The sequence below is a fragment of the Testudinibacter sp. P80/BLE/0925 genome (genome assembly GCF_053570785.1).
Genome location: NZ_CM131636.1, coordinates 954887 through 977092, shown reverse-complemented (window position 1 = coordinate 977092; position 22206 = coordinate 954887). Strand labels below are relative to the sequence as shown.

Genomic DNA, 22206 nt, shown 5'->3' with positions numbered 1-22206 from the left:
ATGGATTTGCTACTCCGCTTAATCGACGATATGTTTTTCGCCGCCATTCCGGCGGTCGGTTTCGCCTTGTTGTTCAACGTGCCGCAAAATGCGCTGAAATATTGTGCGTTATTGGGCGCACTGGGACATGGTTTTCGCAAACTGTTATTAATCACCATCGATATGCCGTTGCTTTTCGCCACTTTTTTCGCCGCCGCCTTAATCGGGTTTATCGGCGTATATTTGTCGCAGCGCTATCTCGCCCATCCGAAAGTGTTCACGGTGGCGGCGATTATTCCGATGATTCCGGGCGTATTTGCCTATAAAGCGATGATCGCCGTTGTGCAAATCCACCATATCGGCTATTCTGAAGCACTGTTCCAACAAGCCGTCGATAATTTTGTTAAATCCGGTTTTATTCTCGGGGCACTGGCGTTTGGCTTGGCATTGCCCGGCTTATTGTTTTACCGCCAACGCCCGGTTATTTAATGATAGGATCTCCCTCATGCAAATCAGTCTGATTGTCGCCTTCACCCGAAACCGCGTTATCGGCAAAGATAATCAAATGCCGTGGCATTTGCCGCGCGATTTAGCGTGGTTCAAACGCAACACCTTGAACAAGCCGGTGATAATGGGGCGCAAAACCTTTGAGTCGATTGGTCGTCCGTTGCCGAACCGCAGCAATATTGTGCTGTCGCGCCAGCCGTTTGTGCATGAAAATGTAACATGGGCGGACAGCCTGCCAACCGCACTTGGTTTGTGTACAACGGCAGAAGAAGTGATGATTATCGGCGGCGGCGAGTTGTTTAAACAAAGTTTACCGTTAGCCGATAAGCTCTATCTAACCGAGATTCAAACCGCTCTTGAAGGCGATACCTTTTTTCCTGAGATTGACTTAGACCAATGGAAGATCGCCGAGGAAGAAATCGCACCTGCCGATGAGAAAAACGCTTACGCCTGCCGTTTTATGGTGTTAGAAAAGGCGAGATAACAAAAACCGAGCATTTGCTCGGTTTTCAGTTTTAAAACAATCGATTATTTTACGCGAGAAACGTATTCGCCGGAACGGGTATCCACGCGGATCACTTCGCCGATTTGCACGAACAATGGCACTTTCACCACGGCGCCGGTGCTTAAGGTTGCCGGTTTGCCGCCGGTTCCGGCGGTGTCGCCTTTCAGCCCCGGATCGGTATCCACGATTTCCAACTCAACAAAGTTTGGCGGGGTCACGGAAATCGGCGCGCCGTTCCATAAGGTGACGATACATTCCGCTTGATCCAACAGCCATTTGTCGTTGTCGCCCACGGCTTTGGCATCGGCAGACAATTGCTCGAAGGTTTCGTTGTTCATGAAATGCCAGAAATCTTCGTCTTTGTATAAGAAAGTCAGGTTGGTATCCATCACATCCGCCGCTTCAACCGTCGTGCCGGATTTGAAGTTCACATCCAACACTTTGCCGGAGATCAATTTACGGATACGGGTACGGGTGAACGCCTGACCTTTGCCCGGTTTCACGAATTCGTTTTCGACGATCACGCAAGGTTCGCCGTCTTGCATAAATTTAAGACCCGGTTTGAAATCACTGGTAGAATAGGTTGCCATAATGTCCTCATTACTTGAAAAAAGCCCGATCTTAAGACAAGATCAGATAAAATTTTAATAAAACTCGCATATGATACCGCAAAACACCCACTTTAGAGAAGTGCCAATTCAGCAAAGCGACGATTGGCTCGATTATCTTGCTCATGCCACCAGCGACCCGGAAAAATTACTGCAACAGCTCAATTTAAGCCAAGTGCGGTCTGAACAGGATTTTGCCGCGCGCAAACTGTTTCCGTTGCGCGTGCCGCAACCGTTTATCGACAAAATGGAAAAAGGCAATCCGCACGATCCGTTATTTTTACAGGTGATGACTGCGCAACAAGAATTTTTAGCGGCAGAGGGTTTTAGCCCTGATCCGCTGCAAGAGCAGCAAAGTGCGGTGCCGGGTTTGTTGCATAAATACCATAATCGCGTGTTGTTGATGGTGAAAGGCGGCTGTGCGGTGAATTGCCGCTACTGCTTCCGCCGCCATTTTCCGTATCAAGACAACAAAGGCAATAAACAGAACTGGCAGACCGCACTTGACTATATCGCCGCCCACCCTGAAATCGACGAAGTGATTTTTTCCGGCGGCGATCCGCTGATGGCGAAAGATCATGAGTTAGCCTGGTTGCTGACCGCACTTGAACAAATTGCCCATGTAAAAACGCTACGTATTCATACGCGTTTGCCGGTGGTGATTCCGCAACGGATTACCACCGCACTTTGCCAACGTTTGTCGCAGTCGCGCTTGCACAAAGTGTTGGTCACCCATATCAATCATCCGAATGAAATTGACCGCACTTTAATCGACCATTTGGAGCGCCTAAAAGCGGCAAATGTGATGTTGTTGAACCAAGCTGTGCTGCTAAAAGGAGTGAACGACAATGCGCAAGTGCTAAAACAGTTAAGCGACAAACTATTTGACGCAGGCATTTTGCCTTATTACTTGCATTTGCTGGATAAGGTGCAAGGGGCGGCGCATTTTTATTTGGACGACGAACAAGCATTGGCAATTTATCGCGAGCTGCAAAAAATCAGCTCCGGTTATCTGGTGCCGAAGTTGGCGCGTGAAATTGCCGGCGAGCCGAATAAAACCCTATTTGGGGCAAATTTTGATAAAAATTCAGAATAATTCCAGCAAAAACTGTTTTTCTTTTGTCTAATTCCTTTAGAATAGACAAATATTTTTATTGATAAAAACGTATTTTTACATTTGAGGTGCAGTGTGACTTCTGACAATCCGCAGAAAACCGGCGATAACGACGTATCGTCTCATGAAAAACAAAACCAATTAAAATTTGAATTTAGCAACATGGAGCCAATCACTCCAAAAAAACCGATTGAAGAAAAACCTTCATTTTTGGATAAAGCCAAAGGGCTGTTACCAAAACGTGAACACAAGGAGGAAAGCGTGAACCCGACGAATCCACAACAACCGACACAAGCCGCAAACATGGAAGCGAATGTTGAAACCATCAGTGAAACCGCAGCGGAAACCGCCAATCTCAATGCAGGCAGCGCAAAACGCGAACCGTTAAGCCAACGCTTGAAAAAACCGGAAACTTGGGAACTGCTCAACCGTTTGCCGGCTAAACACCGCCGTCTATTTATCGCGTTGTTGGCATTAATCTTAGTGCTGTTGATTTTCTTTTGGCTGAAGCCAAGTTCCACCACCACCGTCGATGCATTGCAGGCGCAAAATGCCAATTCGTTACCGATTGAATTCCAACCGTTGAACCAATCGGAAGAGGACGTTGTCAATCAGCCGCTAGAGCAAAATGCCGAAGCGAATGTCCTATTGCCAAATAATACTGCCGGGCAAAGTGACAGCGGTGTCCCGACACCTTCTGACAGCACAGCCAATAGCGCCGCGGCAACTGCTTTAGCGCAACAAACTCAAAGCGCACAAACTGAAACCGCTCAATCCGCAACACAAGCGGCGCAAGTAGCACAACCGGCAAAAAAAGCAACGGCAACACCAACGCGTAATACCGCCGGCGTAGCAAAAGAACCGGTGAAAAAAGCGGAAACCAGCAAAGCGACCAGCGCGCCAAAAACCACTGCATCGGCAAAAACAAACAACACTGCCGCCGCAACAGAAAGCACGAGCAGCCGCACATTGACCATTCCGCAAGGCGTCAGCTTAATGCAGGTGTTCCGCAACAATAATCTGAATATTGCCGACGTCAACGCCATGACCAAAACCAACGGCGGTGAAAAAGCGTTAAGTCGTTTCAAACCGGGTGATAAAGTCACTATTCAACTGAATTCGCAAGGACGGGTCAACCGCCTAACCTTACAAAACGGCGCTTCCTTTAGCCGTAACAGTGACGGCAGTTACAGTTACAAGCCATAAGTCTGGAGCGCCATGATCCCTTGATCATGGCGCTTTTCGTTTTCGATTTTATATTTACAAGAGAAGATCCTATGCTAAAACCGCTTCTATTCAGCACAACTCTGTTGTTTCTGTCTGCTTGTCAATATATGAATGCCGCACCACAGACATTACAACCGATTCAACAAAGCACCTCTGCGTCTAGCGTTTCCAATAAAACCTTGCCAAGCCAAAATGTGACGTATATTTATCACTGCGCCAATGAAACCGAGATTAAAGTGGTTGTATTAAATGCCTTGGCAATTCAACAACACTCAAAAAATCCGTCAATTCAATTGACGTTTAAAGGCGTTAGCCAACACTTACAACCGATAGTGTCCGACAGCGGTAAACGTTACGCCAATATCCAATGGAACTGGTGGGAAAAAAGCGAAAGTGCGGTCTTGAGCAACAGCTTGGGCGAGGTGATTGTCAAAGGCTGCGTGCGGGAGTAAATATAACTGCGGTTATGCGTTAAAGAACATAACCGCACTTTGCCAACCTTATTCCAAATTCTGAATTTGTTCACGCATTTGTTCAATCAACACTTTTAATTCCACCGCCGAATTGGTGATATCCGCATTGATCGATTTTGAGGCAAGGGTGTTGGATTCTCGATTCAATTCCTGCATCATAAAATCCAGTTTACGCCCGACAGCACCGCCTTTTTTCAAAATCGAAGTCGTTTCTTTCACGTGCATTTGCAGGCGATCCAACTCTTCCGCCACATCGACCCGTTGCGCCAACAATACCATTTCCTGTTCTAAACGTTGCGGATCGGCTTGCAGTTGAATTTCATCAAAACGTTGTTGCAGTTTGTCCCGTTGCCATTGCAGAATTTTCGGCATTTGCGACCGCACTTTGTCCGCTTCAACGTTGATCGCCTCAAGCCGTTGTTGGATAATCTCTTGCAATTTCTGCCCTTCACGTCCGCGCATGGCGACAAATTCATCAAGCAGTTGATCAAAGCCGTTTAGCAGATCTTGCGCGATTTGATCCAAATCTTGCTCCGGCGTTTCAACCACGCCCGGATAACGCAATACATCGGTTAAATTGATTTCCCCTTCACCGGTTTGCTGTTTCAGCCATTGCAGCGATTTCAGCACCTGCTGCGCTAACGGCTGATTCAATTGCAGCTCAAGTGCGGTTTGCTGCTTTAATTCCAAACGCAGATTGCACTCCACTTTTCCGCGCGTAATCCGTTGGCGGATCTTCTCACGCAGATTATTTTCCAAGCCGCGAAACTGCTCCGGCAAACGGAAAAAATTTTCCAGATAGCGTTGGTTGACAGAACGAATTTCCCATACGGCATTGCCCCAATCCTGTTTCAGCGCCAGACGGGCGAAAGCGGTCATACTGTAAATCATAATTTTTCCTTTATTCGATGATTAAACCGGTTGTATTGTACTGATTCTTTGCTGCACTGTCGTGTCTAAAGTGCGGTTTGGTGTTAGAATAGCGGCGTTTAATTCAAATCTATTATGGAGAATACCGATGCGTCCAAACGATCGCCCTGTACAAGCCACCCGCCCGATTAAAATCAGCCGCCACTATACCAAACACGCCGAAGGTTCGGTATTGGTTGAATTCGGCGACACTAAAGTGCTGTGTAACGCCAGTTTGGAAAACAGCGTGCCACGTTTCTTAAAAGGGCAGGGGCAAGGTTGGATCACCGCCGAATACGGCATGTTGCCGCGCTCGACCAATGTCAGAATGCAGCGCGAAGCGGCGCGTGGTAAACAAGGCGGGCGCACTTTGGAAATTCAACGTTTGATCGGGCGTTCTCTGCGCGCCATGATTGATTTGACCGCACTCGGCGAACGCACCATTACCGTCGATTGCGATGTAATTCAAGCCGACGGCGGCACGCGCACCGCGGCGATCAGCGGAGCATGCGTGGCGGTGATTGATGCGGTCAATACCTTACTCGCCAATGGCGATTTAAAAACCAACCCGATTAAAGGCTTGGTTGCGGCGATTTCGGTCGGCATTGTCGAGGGAAATGCGGTCTGCGATTTGGAATATGCGGAAGATTCCGCCGCCGAAACCGATATGAATGTCGTGATGGCAGAAGACGGGCGCATGATTGAAGTGCAGGGCACGGCAGAAGGCGAGCCGTTCAGCCATGAAGAGTTATTACGGTTGCTGGATTTGGCGAAAGGCGGTATTGAGCAGATTTTTGCGGTACAGCGTGCGGCATTAAATGATCACTAATTTATCGGTAAGGTCTCTTTATGCAGGATTACAAACAACAATTTATCGAATTCGCCCTCAGCCGCAATGTCTTGAAATTCGGTGAATTCACCTTAAAATCAGGGCGTATCAGCCCCTATTTTTTTAATGCGGGCTTGTTCAGCACCGGTAACGATCTGGCGCGCCTAGGCGAGTTTTATGCCGCCGCCATTCAAGCGGCGCAATTGGATTACGATGTGATTTTCGGACCGGCATACAAAGGTATTCCGATTGCGACAACGGTATCCGTGGCGTTGGCAAGCCGCTTTGCTGTCGATAAAGCCGTCTGTTTTAATCGCAAAGAAGCCAAAGATCACGGCGAAGGCGGCAATTTAATCGGCAGCCCGTTACAAGGCAAGGTGCTGCTGGTCGATGATGTGATTACCGCCGGCACGGCGATTCGCGAATCAATGCGGCTGATCGCCGCTAATCAGGCGCAATTAAGTGCGGTAATGATTGCATTAAACCGCCAAGAACGCGGACAAGCCGAACTCTCCGCCATTCAAGAAGTGGAACGGGATTATGGTTGTCGCGTGCTATCGATTATCAATTTCGACGATCTGTTGCAGTTCTTACAAACCAATCCGAACTATCAACAATACCTACCCGCAATGCAGGCATATCGTCAACAATACGGCGTTTGATAACCACTTTCAGGCTGATTATTACCAAAATTCAGCCTGTTGCCATACTTTTCTCATTGAACTTCACTGCAAACCGCACGGGTATTTCTTCGTATTGCTTAGCCTTCTTGCCTCAGGCTTTTTCCGCCCAAACGCAAAAAAGCCCTTCGCATGACTGCAAAGGGCTTTTGTTCTATTCAATAATATCCGGCGGTGTCCTACTCTCACATGGGGAGACCCCACACTACCATCGGCGTTACGGCATTTCACTTCTGAGTTCGGCATGGAATCAGGTGGTGCTACCGCACTATCGCCGCCGGAATAATTCGGCTTGATTGTCTTTGTTTCTTCTTACTTTGTTTTGTTCTCTATTTTTTATTCTTTCAGCGTTTCTTTCGCTGTTATTCCTATTCGGTCACAAGCTAATCTGATTCAAACTCCTCGAGCCCTACTCGAGCTTCTGACTTCGCTCTTTCGTCTCTTGTCTTTTCTTACAACTTTCTCTCGGCTTTTGGGTAAAACCCTTGAGCGTTGTATGGTTAAGCCTCTCGGGCAATTAGTACGGGTTAGCTCAATGTATCACTACACTTACACACCCCGCCTATCTACGTCTTCGTCTTAAACAACCCTTACACACTCTAAGTGTGGGAAAACTCATCTCAAGGCAAGTTTCGTGCTTAGATGCTTTCAGCACTTATCTCTCCCGCACATAGCTACCCCGCAATGCTTCTGGCGAAACAACGGGAACACCAGCGGTGCGTCCACTCCGGTCCTCTCGTACTAGGAGCAGCCCCTTTCAATTTTCCAACGCCCACGGCAGATAGGGACCGAACTGTCTCACGACGTTCTAAACCCAGCTCGCGTACCACTTTAAATGGCGAACAGCCATACCCTTGGGACCTACTTCAGCCCCAGGATGTGATGAGCCGACATCGAGGTGCCAAACACCGCCGTCGATATGAACTCTTGGGCGGTATCAGCCTGTTATCCCCGGAGTACCTTTTATCCGTTGAGCGATGGCCCTTCCATTCAGAACCACCGGATCACTATGACCTGCTTTCGCACCTGCTCGACATGTCCGTCTCGCAGTCAAGCTTGCTTATACCATTGTACTAACCTCACGATGTCCGACCGTGATTAGCAAACCTTCGTACTCCTCCGTTACGCTTTGGGAGGAGACCGCCCCAGTCAAACTACCCACCAGACACTGTCCACGACCGCGTGCCGCAGTCTGTGTTAGAACATCAAACCTTAAAGGGTGGTATTTCAACAACGACTCCATATTAACTGGCGTTAATACTTCTCTGTCTCCCACCTATCCTACACATCAAAATTCAATGTTCAGTGTCAAGCTATAGTAAAGGTTCACGGGGTCTTTCCGTCTAGCCGCGGGTACACCGCATCTTCACGGCGATTTCAATTTCACTGAGTCTCGGGTGGAGACAGCCTGGCCATCATTACGCCATTCGTGCAGGTCGGAACTTACCCGACAAGGAATTTCGCTACCTTAGGACCGTTATAGTTACGGCCGCCGTTTACTGGGGCTTCGATCAAATGCTCTCACATCATCAATTAACCTTCCAGCACCGGGCAGGCGTCACACCCTATACGTCCACTTTCGTGTTTGCAGAGTGCTGTGTTTTTAATAAACAGTTGCAGCCAGCTGGTCACTTCGACTGACTTCACCTCTATCCGTTAAGGACTTCAATTACCGTCAGCGCACCTTCTCCCGAAGTTACGGTGCTATTTTGCCTAGTTCCTTCACCCGAGTTCTCTCAAGCGCCTGAGTATTCTCTACCTGACCACCTGTGTCGGTTTTCAGTACGGTTTATGATAAGATAAGCTTAGCGGCTTTTCCTGGAAGTGTGGTATCGGTTACTTCGACTCCGTGGAGTCTCCCCGTCACGCCTCTGATATAAATGACCGGATTTGCCTAATCATCCATCCTACACGCTTGGACCGGGACTTCCGTCACCCGGATAACCTAACCTGCTCCGTCCCCACATCGCTCTTATCACAAGTACGGGAATATTAACCCGTTTCCCATCGACTACGCTCTTCAGCCTCGCCTTAGGGGCCGACTCACCCTGCCCCGATTAACGTTGGACAGGAACCCTTGGTCTTCCGGCGAGGGGGTTTTTCACCCCCTTTATCGTTACTTATGTCAGCATTCGCACTTGTGATACGTCCAGCAGCCCTCTCGAGCCACCTTCTTCCGCTTACACAACGCTCCCCTACCCAATCAGATGACAGATTTCAGACGTCAGGTTTCGGTGTTTTACCAAAACCTTGTAACATCTTCGCAATTTCTTCGTATTCATTACGCCATCTTTGCCAATCTTGTTCATCTACATATTTCAAGTCATAACAGTATCTTAACCAAACTCGCATTTCATCAGCACTGCCTATTGCCATGCTAAGAAATCGATTTAAATCCGCTTTAGTACGTTGCCTTGCAAAACCTTCGGCTAAATTTGCACAAATGCTTTTGCTTGCCCGTCTAACTTGGTCTCCTAACGCATATTGCTCTATCTTAGGAAAATCCAAGCTCGCTTGATGAATTTCCAACGACACTTTATAAGCGCGTTGAAACACCTTCAAATCTTCAAACTTGATTGCCATACTGTCTCCTGACATCTGAAATCTGTCATCTGAATGCCGCAGCTTCGGTGCTATGTTTTAGCCCCGTTACATCTTCCGCGCAGGCCGACTCGACTAGTGAGCTATTACGCTTTCTTTAAATGATGGCTGCTTCTAAGCCAACATCCTAGCTGTCTAAGCCTTCCCACTTCGTTTCCCACTTAACATAGACTTTGGGACCTTAGCTGGCGGTCTGGGTTGTTTCCCTCTTCACGACGAACGTTAGCACCCGCCGTGTGTCTCCTAGATATTACTCTTCGGTATTCGCAGTTTGCATCGGGTTGGTAAGTCGGGATGACCCCCTAGCCGAAACAGTGCTCTACCCCCGAAGGTATTCGTCTAAGGCTCTACCTAAATAGATTTCGGGGAGAACCAGCTATCTCCCGGTTTGATTGGCCTTTCACCCCCAGCCACAAGTCATCCGCTACTTTTTCAACAGTAGTCGGTTCGGTCCTCCAGTTAGTGTTACCCAACCTTCAACCTGCCCATGGCTAGATCACCGGGTTTCGGGTCTATATCGTGCAACTCTTCGCCCAGTTAAGACTCGGTTTCCCTTCGGCTCCCCTATTCGGTTAACCTCGCTACACAATATAAGTCGCTGACCCATTATACAAAAGGTACGCAGTCACCCCCCCTTAAGCCCACTGCTTGATTTTTTATTGTTGACCAACTTGCTGCGCAAGTTGTTAACCATCAAGTGCGGTTGTTTTATCCTATCCTTCAATAGGCTTAAGTGGGGGGCTCCCACTGCTTGTACGTACAGGGTTTCAGGTTCTATTTCACTCCCTTCACCAGGGTTCTTTTCGCCTTTCCCTCACGGTACTGGTTCACTATCGGTCAGTCAGGAGTATTTAGCCTTGGAGGATGGTCCCCCCATCTTCAAACAGGATTTCTCGTGTCCCGCCCTACTTGCTGTTAGCTTAGTACCGTAACTGTGCCTTCGGATACGGGATTATCACCCTCTGCGATTGAGCTTCCCAACTCATTCTCCTAACTCACTTACTATCACTAACGGCTTCTCCGTGTTCGCTCGCCGCTACTTACGGAATCTCAATTGATTTCTTTTCCTCGGGGTACTGAGATGTTTCAGTTCTCCCGGTTCGCCTTGTTAACCTATGGATTCAGTTAACAATAGTAGATTCTTCATCTACTGGGTTTCCCCATTCGGATATCGTGGAGTGATAGCGCTTCTTATCAACTCCTCCACGCTTTTCGCAGATTAGCACGTCCTTCTTCGCCTCTGACTGCCTAGGCATCCACCCTGCACGCTTCGTCACTTAACCATACAACCTCAAGAATTTTTATACCGCACTTTCATTTCAACTAACCACTTTCGTGCCCGTTTCGTTCAGTCCGCTTTCCATTCCCAAAGCCGTCTTCCATTGACTCGTGCGTAAGTTTCCCTACGCTGACCTGCTCAGTGCCTTTTCTCACCAAACAAGCCCAATTCGATTCTCGATTGCTCGATTTTCGAATACTCAGCTCTTACGTCCTTTCGAACGCTTGAGTTCTCTTCAGTTTTTAGCTTGTGTCCAAATTTTTAAAGAACAAATCGGTTTTTCAACCAATACTCAATCCTCTTAACCGCACTTTAGGTTTTTTAATCCCTCATAAAGCGTTGGCTAAGAAAACTCACTATTAATCAATAAACCCTTATCACCGATACTTCAGTCATTACTGACCTCGTTGTGACAAGTTAAAGCGTGGTGGAGCTAAGCGGGATCGAACCGCTGACCTCCTGCGTGCAAAGCAGGCGCTCTCCCAGCTGAGCTATAGCCCCTTTCTTTTCCCGTATTTAGCGATATCAGGTTGAAATCGAGAAGCGCAGTGTGCGAACAGCACATGGGCATCGCAGATATTCAAGATGATGAAGCTAAAAGCCAATTCGCTTATTCAAAAGCGATTTGAGGTGAGAAACGCAGTATGCGCGAGCATATGAGTATCGCAACCCTCAAAGCGGTGCAGAATAAGTAGAATTGGTAGGCCTGAGTGGACTTGAACCACCGACCTCACCCTTATCAGGGGTGCGCTCTAACCACCTGAGCTACAAGCCTATCTCTCTATACGGTCTGTCTTCTTTTCTATCAAACAATCTGTGTGAACACCTATACAAAATCATCAGTCATATATAAGGAGGTGATCCAACCGCAGGTTCCCCTACGGTTACCTTGTTACGACTTCACCCCAGTCATGAATCATACCGTGGTAAACGCCCCCCTTTCGGTTAAGCTATCTACTTCTGGTACAACCCACTCCCATGGTGTGACGGGCGGTGTGTACAAGGCCCGGGAACGTATTCACCGCAACATTCTGATTTGCGATTACTAGCGATTCCGACTTCATGGAGTCGAGTTGCAGACTCCAATCCGGACTACGACGCACTTTAAGAGATTCGCTTAAGCTCGCACTCTCGCCTCCCTCTGTATACGCCATTGTAGCACGTGTGTAGCCCTACTCGTAAGGGCCATGATGACTTGACGTCATCCCCACCTTCCTCCGGTTTGTCACCGGCAGTCTCCTTTGAGTTCCCATCTTTACATGCTGGCAACAAAGGATAAGGGTTGCGCTCGTTGCGGGACTTAACCCAACATTTCACAACACGAGCTGACGACAGCCATGCAGCACCTGTCTCTAAGTTCCCGAAGGCACAAGCTCATCTCTGAGCTCTTCTTAGGATGTCAAGAGTAGGTAAGGTTCTTCGCGTTGCATCGAATTAAACCACATGCTCCACCGCTTGTGCGGGCCCCCGTCAATTCATTTGAGTTTTAACCTTGCGGCCGTACTCCCCAGGCGGTCGATTTAACGCGTTAGCTTCGAGAGCCACCCATACAGGCAACCCCCAAATCGACATCGTTTACAGCGTGGACTACCAGGGTATCTAATCCTGTTTGCTCCCCACGCTTTCGCACATGAGCGTCAGTCTTTGTCCAAGGGGCCGCCTTCGCCTCCGGTATTCCTCCACATCTCTACGCATTTCACCGCTACACGTGGAATTCTACCCCTCTCTACAAAACTCTAGATAAACAGTATGAAATGCTGTTCCCAAGTTAAGCTCGGGGATTTCACATCTCACTTATCTATCCGCCTGCGTGCCCTTTACGCCCAGTTATTCCGATTAACGCTCGCACCCTCCGTATTACCGCGGCTGCTGGCACGGAGTTAGCCGGTGCTTCTTCTGTGACTAACGTCAATTGCTCTGTCTATTAAACAAAACACCTTCCTCATCACCGAAAGAACTTTACAACCCGAAGGCCTTCTTCATTCACGCGGCATGGCTGCGTCAGGGTTCCCCCCATTGCGCAATATTCCCCACTGCTGCCTCCCGTAGGAGTCTGGGCCGTGTCTCAGTCCCAGTGTGACTGGTCATCCTCTCAGACCAGTTAGAGATCGACGGCTTGGTGAGCCTTTACCTCACCAACTACCTAATCTCACTTGGGCTCATCTTATGGCGGGTGACCCGAAAGTCCCACCCTTTAATCTCTCGATATTACGCGGTATTAGCTACAGTTTCCCGTAGTTATCCCCCTCCATAAGCCAGATTCCCAAGCATTACTCACCCGTCCGCCGCTCGTCGGCAAAGTAGCAAGCTACTCCCCGTTACCGCTCGACTTGCATGTGTTAAGCCTGCCGCCAGCGTTCAATCTGAGCCATGATCAAACTCTTCAATTCAAGTTCAATCGCTCAACGAATCTCTGACTATAATATTGAAACCACAAAAGTTTCAATTATGAATTTACTATCAGCACTCATTAAGACTTTAGTTTTTTTAAATCTTTAAATTACCAATGCCTTGCACAAGTGCCCACACAGATTGTCTGATATATTGTTAAAGAACAGTCACAACCGCCGGCTTCAAACAGCACACTGCGTCGTTGTGAGGTGCGCATTATAGACATTCAGCGATTCTTTGCAAGAGCTTTTTTTCACTTTTTTGCAAAAAATTTCCGAGCGGCGCTTTTTTAAACGAAAAACCGCACTTTTGTGGTTTTATTCAGCAAAAGTGCGGTTGGATTGTTAAAAATATGGCTTATTCTTTCGGTAAGCGTTTAATCGAAATCACTAATCCGCCCCAAATAATCACGAGGGCAACGGTCATCATGATAATTGCACTGATACTCATTTTTTATGTCCTTTTGTAAAATCAATGGTTTCGTGTTTCCACGCCAATTTAGACAGAATATGGGAAACTACAATCAAGCCAATCGCCATGCCCCAACCGAAGGTATTTACAAACCATGTCGGATAGCCGCCGTAGCCGTTTTTCAACACATCGCTGACTTCGCTTAATAACATGTACGACAGCACCACCGGCGTAACTACGCCGACTACGATTTCCCACCATTTACCCAGTTGGAACGAAGAAACACGGTTAATGTGTTCACGCAGTTGCGGTAAGTTGTTGGTTAAAACAATCGCTTGAATCGAGAACAATGCCACCGCTACGATACCAAATTTATTAACGAAGTTATCGAACACATCCAACATCGGTAAGCCGGTTGTCGTGCCGAATAACAACACCGATGCCAACATCATTGGCACACCGACGATAAACACAGCTTTGGCGCGGCGCGCTTGCAGCTTATCTTGCACCGCCGCGATAATCACTTCTAACACGGAAATTAACGAGGTCAAGGCGGCAAAGGTCAATGAACCGAAGAACAGCACGCCGATAATCCAGCCCGCTTTATCAATAATCGCAGGGAAAGCGATAAAGGCTAAACCAATGCCCGATGTCGCCACTTCCGATACTTGTTGGTTGTTTGCAGTTGCGATAAAGCCCAACGCCGCAAATACGCCGATACCGGCCAACACTTCAAACGAGCTGTTGGCAAAACCAACCACCAAGCCCGAGCCGCTCAAATCCGTTTTTGGTTTGAGGTATGACGCATAGGTAATCATAATCCCGAAACAAATGGATAATGAAAAGAAGATTTGGCTGTAAGCCGCAATCCACACTTTCGGATCATATAATTTAGACCAGTCCGGCGTGAATAGCGCATTTAAGCCTTTCGCCGCACCGTCTAACGTTAATGATGTTCCCACTAAAACAAAGAACATCACCACCAACAACGGCATAATTATCGCGGCAGATTTGCCGATCCCTTTTTTTACGCCGAGCGCTAAGATCCCCAAACAGACCAACCACACCGCAATCAGTGGTCCGGTTACCGTGCCGACAAAATCAAGACTCACGCCGGCATCCGCCATTTGCAACACTTCTTTAAAAAAGAAATCCGCGTGATTCGTACCCCAAGCGCCGGTGAAAGAGTAGTAGGTGTACATCGCCGCCCAACCCAGCACCACCGCATAGTAAGTGCCGATAATGATATTAATCATTACCTGCCACCAACCAAACGTTTCTAAACTTTTGGTCATACGACGGAACGACAACGGGGCTGCGCCACGGTATTTATGCCCGATAGCGTAATCCAAAAACAATAACGGAATCCCGGCGGTCAGCAATGCCACCACATAAGGAATAATAAATGCACCGCCGCCGTTTTCATAAGTGATATACGGAAAACGCCAAATGTTTCCCAATCCGACAGCAGAACCAATCGCCGCAATAATAAAAGCGCGACGACCGGAGAATGTTTCACGTGAAGACGGCGCGTGTTGTTGAGCCATGCTTCAACCTCCTAAAATAATCATGATATGTTAAAATAATTAAGAATAGATAATATCTAAACTTCGCCACTATATAGCATATTTTTAGCCAAAAAAAGCAATTTGTTTTAAAAAAACACTATAAAATTGCTTTAATTGCTATTTTATTCTTTATTAAACCGCACTTTGGCGCATGATAATTTCCTGTGGTGAAACGATGTATCAACATTTTCACCATTTACAATAGCAATTGTTCAAAATAAGATAGCGAAAATCACAGCCAAATCAGGAGAAAACACTATGTCTGCATTTAACCAATTACAAAAGGCTCGTCGTTCGATTTACAGTATCGGCAAAAACGTTGAACTATCCAAAGACAGCCTGACCGCACTGATTAAACAAACCGTGCGCGAGGCGCCATCATCATTCAATTCACAATCTTCGCGTGTCGTGGTGCTATTCGGTGCGGAACACGAAAAACTATGGGATATCGTATTAGACACGCTGCGTAAAATCGTGCCTACCGACGCATTTGCGGCAACGGAAACCAAAGTGAACAGCTATTTCAAAGCGGGTTTCGGCACCGTACTCTATTTTGAAGATCAAGACGTAGTAACCGGTTTACAACGGCAATTCGCAACTTATGCCGAAAACTTCCCGATTTGGTCGGAACAATCCGGCGGCATGGCGCAATATGCGGTGTGGCTGGCATTAACCGAAGCCGGTTTAGGCGCGACCCTACAACACTACAATCCGATTATCGACCAAGAAGTGGCAAAAACCTGGGGCATTCCGGCAAGCTGGAAACTGCGCGCACAAATGCCATTCGGCAGTATCGAAGCGGCAGCGGGAGAAAAAACCTATATGGACGATGAACAACGGTTTAAAATCTTTGGTTAAGCAAAAAATAACCGCACTTTTAGCATAAAATAGGTAAAAGTGCGGTCAGTTTAAGTCATAAATACATCATTAGCAGATTGCGCATTTATTATTTACGCATATCCAACAAATGATCGGCATTTTCTAAGGTTACAACCGTCCACGGGACATCATACCGTTTAGATTTGCCATCATTCCAATCCATTTTTCCTTGATATTGCTGCCAAATATCTGACATCGGTTGATAACCGTCGCCAACTACTGCTTTCATCGCAACATCTATCGAACCGTGAATTTGTCCTCTGGCATCTTGTAAAATTGAAGTCATTTTCTTCTCTTTTACGGCATGAATCGCATCACTTACACCGTCAACACCAGCAATCGCAAAATCATACACATTTAGTCCCGCGCTTTGAATCGCTTCAATTGCGCCGAGTGCCATTTCATCATTTTGTGCTATCACCCCATTAATTTTACCACGATGTTTTTGTAACCAGTTTTCCATTAGAGGAATAGCTTCAGAGCGTGACCAGTTCGCAGTTTTCCGTTCTAAAATTTTAATATTTCCTTCACCGCATTCAGCAATAGCGCGTTCATTACCTTGTCCACGCTGGATTTCACCAGAACCACCTTTCGGACCTTCAATAATCACAACATTACCTTTGCAGTTCATTTTTTCCAATACCGCTTTCGCTTCCAAATATCCGCCTTCAACATCATCAGACACCACTTCGCTTGTCATTTTGTCGGTATTTAAACGCGCATTTGTCACCACGACCGGAATATTCGCTTTATTCGCCATCGTCACAACATCAATATTTGCTTCATAGTCCATCGGATTAATAATAATCGCATCAGTTTTAGTTTGAATTGCGGTTTCTGCCTGATTATTTTGTACCAACGGATCATAACGACCATCATAAATGGTTAAGGTTGCTAATCCTTGTTTTACAGCAGGATGATCCTTTGCTGCTTTTTCCATTAATTGCACAAATTCCGCTTTCATTCCATACATTAAAATTGAAATTTTAACGGGTGGTTTTTGTGCAACTGCTGTGGTTGAAACTGCCAATGCAACTGATGTTAAGAGCCATTTTTTCATAAAATAAATCCTCTTTAAGTTGAGAAAACCGTGTCATACAACAACACATTATCGACGTTGTTTGCGTGATGGATCTAACATCACGGCAACAACAATAAGTACACCTTTTATCAGTTGTTGGTAATACGACTGCACCCCCAACAAATCCAATCCATTATTCAAGACCCCGATAATCAAAATTCCGAAAAACGTTCCCATCAATGTCCCGACCCCACCAACCATACTCGTTCCGCCAATCACAACCGCAGCAATCGCATCAAGTTCGTAAGCTGTTCCTGCATTTGTTTGTGCCGAGCCGGTTCTTGCAGTCAAAATTAACCCTGCTATCGCAGCTAGAACACCACAGAAAGTATAAACTAAGACTTTAATTTGAAATACATTAATCCCTGAAGTGCGGGTGCTTTTTTCATTTCCACCGACAGCATAAATATAACGTCCAAACGGCATTTTATTTAAAATGATCCACGCAATCACAAAGATGAAAATAAACACCACCACCGGAATAGGAATACTGTCAAATAAATAACCGTTTCCTAACCAGCGAAAATCTGGATTTAATTGCGAAACAGGGTTACCATCGGTTGAAAGTAAGGTTAATCCACGTGCAATTGATAACATTCCCATCGTAACGATAAAGGGCTGTAAATTATATTTAGCAATCACCGCACCATTAATAAAACCAGCCAATGCGCCCACCGTAATTGCAATAAAAACCGGCAACCAAAGCGCCATATCAGTATCGCCAATTGCAAGGCTACCGCTAGTTGCAAAACGTGCAGAAATAATACCGGCTAGAGCCAACACTGCTCCAACAGATAAATCTACACCTGCAGTAATAATTACGAATGTCATGCCTATTGCTAAAATGCCATTGATAGACACCTGTCGCAAAATAATCAACGCATTATCTCTACTTAAAAAGTAGTTGTCTGCCCAATTTCCATAATAAACTGAAATTTCACCAGCAATCGCAATCGCCAAACATAATGCAATAAATGCAAAAATAATTCCGTAGCGATTTAATGTTTTCTTATAATCAAGCTTATTTAGCAATAACATATTATTCATAATTTTACCTTTATTATAAATCAGACGGACAAGTTCATCAGTGTTGCTTGTGTTAATTCATCTCTTGTCAAAACACCGTTTATTTTTCCATTTTTTAAGACAATAACCCGATCACTCATGCCGATAATTTCTGAAAGCTCAGAAGAAACCATAATGATGGATTTACCTTTTTGGGCGAAATCCGACATAAAGTGATATATTTCTTTTTTTGCACCGACATCAATTCCCCTTGTCGGCTCATCAAGCAGCAAAATTTTCGGTTCTAACAATGCCCATTTGCCTAAAATCACTTTTTGTTGATTACCGCCACTTAAATTAATCACCAACTGTTCTTCATTTGGGGTTTTAATATTAAATTTATTAATCATTTCTCGTGTGCGTGTTTTAGATTTAAATTGATTAATAAAATGAAAGCGGCTGATTTGGTTTAAAGAAGATAAATCAATATTTTCAGCGACTGAACGGCATAAAACCAAACCACTAGCTTTTCTGTCTTCAGTTACATAAGCCAATCCTAAATCAATCGCTTTTTTGACGGAATGGCGTGCCAGTTTATGCCCTTGAAAATAAATACTGCCTTGATCCGCTTGTTCCAAACCGAAAATAATATCTAACAATTCGCTCCGTCCTGATCCGACTAAACCATAAATACCTAAAATTTCACCCTGTCGAAGTTGAAAATTAATTTGATGTAATTTATTTTTCCAACTTAATGAATCAAGCTCTAATACGATATTATCCGAAGGCGTATTAAATTTCGCAAATTCTTGACTTAACTCCCCTCCGATAATATGTTCGATCAGTTTTTCCCTGGTTATATCCTTAATTTCGCCTTCACAAATATAACTACCATCGCGAAAAATAGTAAACATATCCGCTAATTCAAAAATTTCTGATAAACGATGGGATACATAAATTATTCCTTTCCCTTTTTCTGCCAATGCTCTTATTGACTGAAATAGTTTCTGGACATCTTCTTCTCCAATTGCAGAAGTTGGTTCGTCCATAATGATAATATCGGCATTAGAATGTGATAAAGCTTTTGCTATTTCAACCAACTGTTGTTCTGCAACACTTAAATCACGCATTTTTGCTTGTGGCGAAATATCATCAAATCCTAAATCATCTAATAAATTTTGTGTCTGCTGATTTAATTGTGAAAAATCAACAAAACCCATCTTTTTCGGTTCATTACCCAAATAGATATTTTCTGCTACAGACAAATCCGGGATCGTACTCAGCTCTTGCTGTACTATCGTGATTCCTGCTGCTAATGCTTGTTTTGGATTTTCAAAATGTTGCTCTTTGCCATTGACAAAAATATGTCCACTATCCGGTGTGATGAACCCCATTAAAATGCTGAGGAATGTCGATTTCCCGGCTCCATTACCCCCACACAAAGCATGAATTGATCCTCTTTTCAGAATAAACTCAACTTGTTTTAAAGCAACTACTTCGCCAAACGCTTTACGTACACCGGTGACTTCCAATAAATAATCTGCTGTATTTTCCATATTTATTTCTCTAAATAATATTCTGTTAATAAACGTACATATTTAAAATAAATATCGTTATATTGCGCAACACAACTTGTATTCGGTAAAGTCAATGTTGTTTTGTCTAACACAACAAAGCGTTGATTAATTTCCTTAAACAGTGTTTTTTCATCTCGTGACTGATTAGGTTGTTGTAATTGATGAAGCCAAGCAGCCTGAATTGCTGCCCCTAGAGCAGCTGCTTCACTATTTCTCAAACAAATCACTTCACAATTCATTATATCGGCGACAATTTGTCGCCATATTTCACTTTTCGCCCCACCACCAATCAAACGGATTTGTGAAATTTCTATCCCTGACTGCTTAAATAACGTCAAGCCATAACGCAACCCAAAAGTAATACCTTCAACTGTCGCCCTACATACATTTTCACTGGTGAAATTTTTATTATCTAAGCCGTGAATACTGGCTTTGGCGATGGGTAAAGAAGGGACTCGTTCACCATTGAAAAACGGCAACACCATTACACCGTCTGCACCAAGTGGTGAACTTTTTAATTGCTTATTAAAGTCTCCCAAATTTAATTGAAACAGATCTTGTACTAAGGACGTTGCTGAAGTGACATTCATGGTACAAATTAAGGGCAACCAACCATTGTTCGCAGAACAAAAATTCGCAATAGCCGCCGAAACCGGTTTAATCGGTTGCTCAGAATAAGCGTATAATGTGCCTGATGTACCTAAACTTAATGTGACTATTCCGGCTTCAATATTTCCTGTTCCTATTGCACCCATCATGTTGTCGCCGCTGCCAGCTGCAATTAAGGTGTTGGGATTTAATCCCAATATTGTTGCAATCTCAGGCAACACCGTTCCTACCGCTTGATTGTGGCGAATTAATCTTGGTAATGCCTTTTCTAATACACCGCTATCATCAATTAAACGAATAATGCGTTGATCCCAGTCACGCTGATAAATATTGAATAATCCTGTTCCCGACGCATCACCAAACTCCATCACCTTATTGCCGCTCAGCCAGTAATTCAGATAATCATGTGGCAACAACACCGTATCAATCTTGCTCCACACTTCGGGCTGATGTCGCTTTAACCAAAGTAATTTCGAGGCGGTATAACCGGTTGCAAGAACCAAGCCTAACTTTTCTAAGCAAGTCTCTGCTCCGCCCAGCGCAGTTAATAAGGCTTCATTTTCATCGTTTGTTTCCGTATCACACCACAATTTCGCCGGACATAAAGGGTTGCCTACTTTGTCTAACACCACTAAGCCGTGCTGCTGTCCAGAAATCGAGATTGCATGAATTTTTTCAGGCGTAATGCCGGCATTTTTTATGGCATTGGAAAAAGCTTGCTGAAACGCGGAAATCCACCATTCAGGTTGCTGTTCTCTTTTTCCATTACTTTCACTGATTAATTGATGGGGCGCACTACCCAATCCTAAAATCTCGCCCATTTCCGTATCAATTAAAATCACTTTGGTACTTTGTGTACCACAATCAACGCCGGCATAAATTCCCATTTTTTACTCCATTTCAATCATAATTTTGACATCATTAGGATTTGCAGAAGCTGCCCTGTCAAAAGCCTCGATAGATTCTTCAAACTTATAAACATATGAAATTAAAGGTTTAATATCTAATTTACCTGATGCCAACAAGCGAATGGTTCTTGGATACATATTGACATAGCGGAAGATTGTCTTGAAGGTAATCTCTTTTGCTTGCGCAGCGACAATATCAACCGGAGCAGGTGAAACCGGCATACCGACTAATACTGCGGTTGAACCGGGCGCCATATAGGTCGGTAAACTCTCAATCACCGCAGCAGCACCGCTACATTCAAACAACACATCAACACCTGCTCCGTTTGTCAAACGATGTACAAACGCCAATAAATCGGACGTTTTACTGTTAATCGGATGAATTCCTGCATATTGCCCTGCAATGGCTAATTTTTCGTCCACTACATCACAAATAATCACCTCAGCACAACCACCGGCTAAAGCAGAAAGTGCGGTCAAAACCCCAATCGTGCCTGCACCGACAACCAATGCAATATCACCCGGTTTAATTTGTGCCTTTGTTGCTGATTGCATACCTATCGCCAACGGTTCAACCATAGCTCCTTCCGCAAAACTCAAGTGCTCAGGCAATTTAAAGGTAAATGCCGCTGGATGAACTACGCTCTCCCTTAAACAACCGTCAATCGGCGGCGTTGCCCAAAACCGCACTTCAGGATCTAAATTATAAAATCCGGATTTAGACTGCATTGATGATAAATTAGGAATGCCCGGCTCCATACAAACCCGATCACCAACCGCAAGATGGGTGACATTTTTTCCGATTTTGGTCACGACACCGGAGGCTTCATGCCCTAAAATCATCGGTTCTTCAACCACAAAAGGACCGATTCTGCCATGTTGATAATAATGCACATCACTGCCACAAATCCCGACAGTATGTATTTTGATCTCAACATCATCATCGCCTACGGTGGTTTCTACGTTTTTATCGCGGATATATAACTTTCCCGAGTCCAAAACTAATGCTTTCATTGCCATTTCCTCGATAGTTGATTGAATTTTTAAACCTCAATAAATGATATGA

At 45.3% G+C, this 22206-nt stretch carries 17 protein-coding genes, 2 tRNA genes and 3 rRNA genes; 8 read left to right on the top strand and 14 right to left on the bottom strand.

The features are described from left to right. Together ACWA5Z_RS04645 and folA are read left to right on the top strand one after the other, a co-directional pair. Entirely contained in the window at positions 1-468 is a 468-nt protein-coding gene (locus ACWA5Z_RS04645; RefSeq protein ID WP_431054142.1) for a threonine/serine exporter family protein, read from the top strand. Positions 469-484: 16 nt separating this feature from the next. Beyond that, positions 485-970 carry a type 3 dihydrofolate reductase gene (gene folA, locus ACWA5Z_RS04640; RefSeq protein WP_431054141.1) on the top strand — a complete coding sequence of 162 codons (486 nt, stop codon included), beginning with the start codon at positions 485-487 and terminating at the stop codon, positions 968-970. A 44-nt stretch (positions 971-1014) separates the two neighbouring features. Here folA and efp read toward each other — a convergent pair whose 3' ends face one another. Next, entirely contained in the window at positions 1015-1581 is a 567-nt protein-coding gene (gene efp / locus ACWA5Z_RS04635) for an elongation factor P (protein WP_431054140.1), read from the bottom strand. Positions 1582-1651: 70 nt separating this feature from the next. Between efp and epmB the strand changes: the two genes are divergently transcribed. The 3 genes from epmB (at position 1652) to ACWA5Z_RS04620 (ending at position 4392) form a co-directional block, all read left to right on the top strand. After that, positions 1652-2695 (top strand): EF-P beta-lysylation protein EpmB, encoded by a 1044-nt coding sequence (gene epmB, locus ACWA5Z_RS04630; RefSeq protein WP_431054139.1) that lies wholly within the window; start codon positions 1652-1654, stop codon positions 2693-2695. A gap of 93 nt (positions 2696-2788) precedes the next feature. Next, the gene (locus tag ACWA5Z_RS04625) at positions 2789-3919 is read left to right on the top strand and encodes a LysM-like peptidoglycan-binding domain-containing protein (protein ID WP_431054138.1); all 1131 of its coding nucleotides are present in this window, start codon (positions 2789-2791) and stop codon (positions 3917-3919) included. A gap of 71 nt (positions 3920-3990) precedes the next feature. Next, entirely contained in the window at positions 3991-4392 is a 402-nt protein-coding gene (locus ACWA5Z_RS04620; protein WP_431054137.1) for an MliC family protein, read from the top strand. Between the two features lie 48 nt (positions 4393-4440). Here the strand turns inward: ACWA5Z_RS04620 and ACWA5Z_RS04615 are convergent, their stop codons facing one another. Beyond that, complete coding sequence (locus tag ACWA5Z_RS04615) at positions 4441-5304, bottom strand: YicC/YloC family endoribonuclease (protein ID WP_431054136.1); 864 nt, start codon at positions 5302-5304, stop codon at positions 4441-4443. A gap of 127 nt (positions 5305-5431) precedes the next feature. On the opposite strand from ACWA5Z_RS04615, the gene rph reads away from it, so the two are divergent. Both rph and pyrE read left to right on the top strand, forming a co-directional pair. Beyond that, complete coding sequence (rph, locus tag ACWA5Z_RS04610) at positions 5432-6151, top strand: ribonuclease PH (protein WP_431054135.1); 720 nt, start codon at positions 5432-5434, stop codon at positions 6149-6151. Positions 6152-6171: 20 nt separating this feature from the next. After that, positions 6172-6813 carry an orotate phosphoribosyltransferase gene (gene pyrE / locus ACWA5Z_RS04605; protein WP_431054134.1) on the top strand — a complete coding sequence of 214 codons (642 nt, stop codon included), beginning with the start codon at positions 6172-6174 and terminating at the stop codon, positions 6811-6813. 184 nt (positions 6814-6997) lie between these two features. Here pyrE and rrf read toward each other — a convergent pair. The 7 genes from rrf to ACWA5Z_RS04570 form a co-directional block, all read right to left on the bottom strand. After that, positions 6998-7113: ribosomal RNA gene (rrf, locus tag ACWA5Z_RS04600) — 5S ribosomal RNA — on the bottom strand. Positions 7114-7327: 214 nt separating this feature from the next. Then, positions 7328-10715 (bottom strand): 23S ribosomal RNA (locus ACWA5Z_RS04595). A gap of 421 nt (positions 10716-11136) precedes the next feature. Further along, a tRNA-Ala gene (locus ACWA5Z_RS04590) sits at positions 11137-11212 on the bottom strand. A gap of 197 nt (positions 11213-11409) precedes the next feature. Next, positions 11410-11486, bottom strand: a tRNA-Ile gene (locus tag ACWA5Z_RS04585). A 75-nt stretch (positions 11487-11561) separates the two neighbouring features. Next, positions 11562-13101 (bottom strand): 16S ribosomal RNA (locus tag ACWA5Z_RS04580). Together the 16S, 23S and 5S rRNA genes with 2 tRNA genes alongside form the textbook arrangement of a ribosomal RNA operon. Positions 13102-13459: 358 nt before the next feature. Continuing rightward, complete coding sequence (locus ACWA5Z_RS04575; protein ID WP_431054133.1) at positions 13460-13552, bottom strand: methionine/alanine import family NSS transporter small subunit; 93 nt, start codon at positions 13550-13552, stop codon at positions 13460-13462. Beyond that, positions 13549-15060, bottom strand: coding sequence for a sodium-dependent transporter (locus ACWA5Z_RS04570; RefSeq protein WP_431054132.1), 1512 nt, complete (start codon positions 15058-15060; stop codon positions 13549-13551). Before ACWA5Z_RS04570 ends, ACWA5Z_RS04575 begins: the two co-directional genes overlap by 4 nt. A 279-nt stretch (positions 15061-15339) precedes the next feature. Between ACWA5Z_RS04570 and ACWA5Z_RS04565 the strand changes: the two genes are divergently transcribed. Continuing rightward, positions 15340-15939 carry a nitroreductase family protein gene (locus tag ACWA5Z_RS04565; protein WP_431054131.1) on the top strand — a complete coding sequence of 200 codons (600 nt, stop codon included), beginning with the start codon at positions 15340-15342 and terminating at the stop codon, positions 15937-15939. Between the two features lie 88 nt (positions 15940-16027). Here ACWA5Z_RS04565 and ACWA5Z_RS04560 read toward each other — a convergent pair whose 3' ends face one another. The 5 genes from ACWA5Z_RS04560 to ACWA5Z_RS04540 are packed head-to-tail and all read right to left on the bottom strand — an operon-like array spanning position 16028 to position 22154. Then, the gene (locus ACWA5Z_RS04560; protein WP_431054130.1) at positions 16028-17020 is read right to left on the bottom strand and encodes a substrate-binding domain-containing protein; all 993 of its coding nucleotides are present in this window, start codon (positions 17018-17020) and stop codon (positions 16028-16030) included. A 48-nt stretch (positions 17021-17068) separates the two neighbouring features. Then, positions 17069-18079: an ABC transporter permease gene (locus tag ACWA5Z_RS04555; protein WP_431054289.1), complete on the bottom strand. Its 1011-nt coding sequence runs from the start codon at positions 18077-18079 to the stop codon at positions 17069-17071. A 29-nt stretch (positions 18080-18108) separates the two neighbouring features. Further along, on the bottom strand, positions 18109-19602 hold the full coding sequence (locus tag ACWA5Z_RS04550) for a sugar ABC transporter ATP-binding protein (RefSeq protein ID WP_431054129.1): 1494 nt from the start codon (positions 19600-19602) through the stop codon (positions 18109-18111). 2 nt (positions 19603-19604) lie between these two features. Continuing rightward, a complete protein-coding gene (gene xylB / locus ACWA5Z_RS04545; RefSeq protein WP_431054288.1) occupies positions 19605-21113 on the bottom strand; it encodes a xylulokinase in 1509 nt (502 codons plus the stop codon). Between the two features lie 9 nt (positions 21114-21122). Next, positions 21123-22154 (bottom strand): NAD(P)-dependent alcohol dehydrogenase, encoded by a 1032-nt coding sequence (locus tag ACWA5Z_RS04540; protein ID WP_431054128.1) that lies wholly within the window; start codon positions 22152-22154, stop codon positions 21123-21125. Positions 22155-22206 lie beyond the last annotated feature (52 nt).

Excerpts from the sequence above, each read along its gene's own strand:
- ACWA5Z_RS04645 (WP_431054142.1), top strand. The coding sequence starts at position 1 with ATGGATTTGCTACTCCGCTTAATCGACGATATGTTTTTCGCCGCCATT.
- folA (WP_431054141.1), top strand. The coding sequence starts at position 485 with ATGCAAATCAGTCTGATTGTCGCCTTCACCCGAAACCGCGTTATCGGC.
- efp (WP_431054140.1), bottom strand. The coding sequence starts at position 1,581 with ATGGCAACCTATTCTACCAGTGATTTCAAACCGGGTCTTAAATTTATG.
- epmB (WP_431054139.1), top strand. The coding sequence starts at position 1,652 with ATGATACCGCAAAACACCCACTTTAGAGAAGTGCCAATTCAGCAAAGC.
- ACWA5Z_RS04620 (WP_431054137.1), top strand. The coding sequence starts at position 3,991 with ATGCTAAAACCGCTTCTATTCAGCACAACTCTGTTGTTTCTGTCTGCT.
- ACWA5Z_RS04615 (WP_431054136.1), bottom strand. The coding sequence starts at position 5,304 with ATGATTTACAGTATGACCGCTTTCGCCCGTCTGGCGCTGAAACAGGAT.
- rph (WP_431054135.1), top strand. The coding sequence starts at position 5,432 with ATGCGTCCAAACGATCGCCCTGTACAAGCCACCCGCCCGATTAAAATC.
- pyrE (WP_431054134.1), top strand. The coding sequence starts at position 6,172 with ATGCAGGATTACAAACAACAATTTATCGAATTCGCCCTCAGCCGCAAT.
- ACWA5Z_RS04575 (WP_431054133.1), bottom strand. The coding sequence starts at position 13,552 with ATGAGTATCAGTGCAATTATCATGATGACCGTTGCCCTCGTGATTATT.
- ACWA5Z_RS04570 (WP_431054132.1), bottom strand. The coding sequence starts at position 15,060 with ATGGCTCAACAACACGCGCCGTCTTCACGTGAAACATTCTCCGGTCGT.
- ACWA5Z_RS04565 (WP_431054131.1), top strand. The coding sequence starts at position 15,340 with ATGTCTGCATTTAACCAATTACAAAAGGCTCGTCGTTCGATTTACAGT.
- ACWA5Z_RS04560 (WP_431054130.1), bottom strand. The coding sequence starts at position 17,020 with ATGAAAAAATGGCTCTTAACATCAGTTGCATTGGCAGTTTCAACCACA.
- ACWA5Z_RS04555 (WP_431054289.1), bottom strand. The coding sequence starts at position 18,079 with ATGTTATTGCTAAATAAGCTTGATTATAAGAAAACATTAAATCGCTAC.
- ACWA5Z_RS04550 (WP_431054129.1), bottom strand. The coding sequence starts at position 19,602 with ATGGAAAATACAGCAGATTATTTATTGGAAGTCACCGGTGTACGTAAA.
- ACWA5Z_RS04540 (WP_431054128.1), bottom strand. The coding sequence starts at position 22,154 with ATGAAAGCATTAGTTTTGGACTCGGGAAAGTTATATATCCGCGATAAA.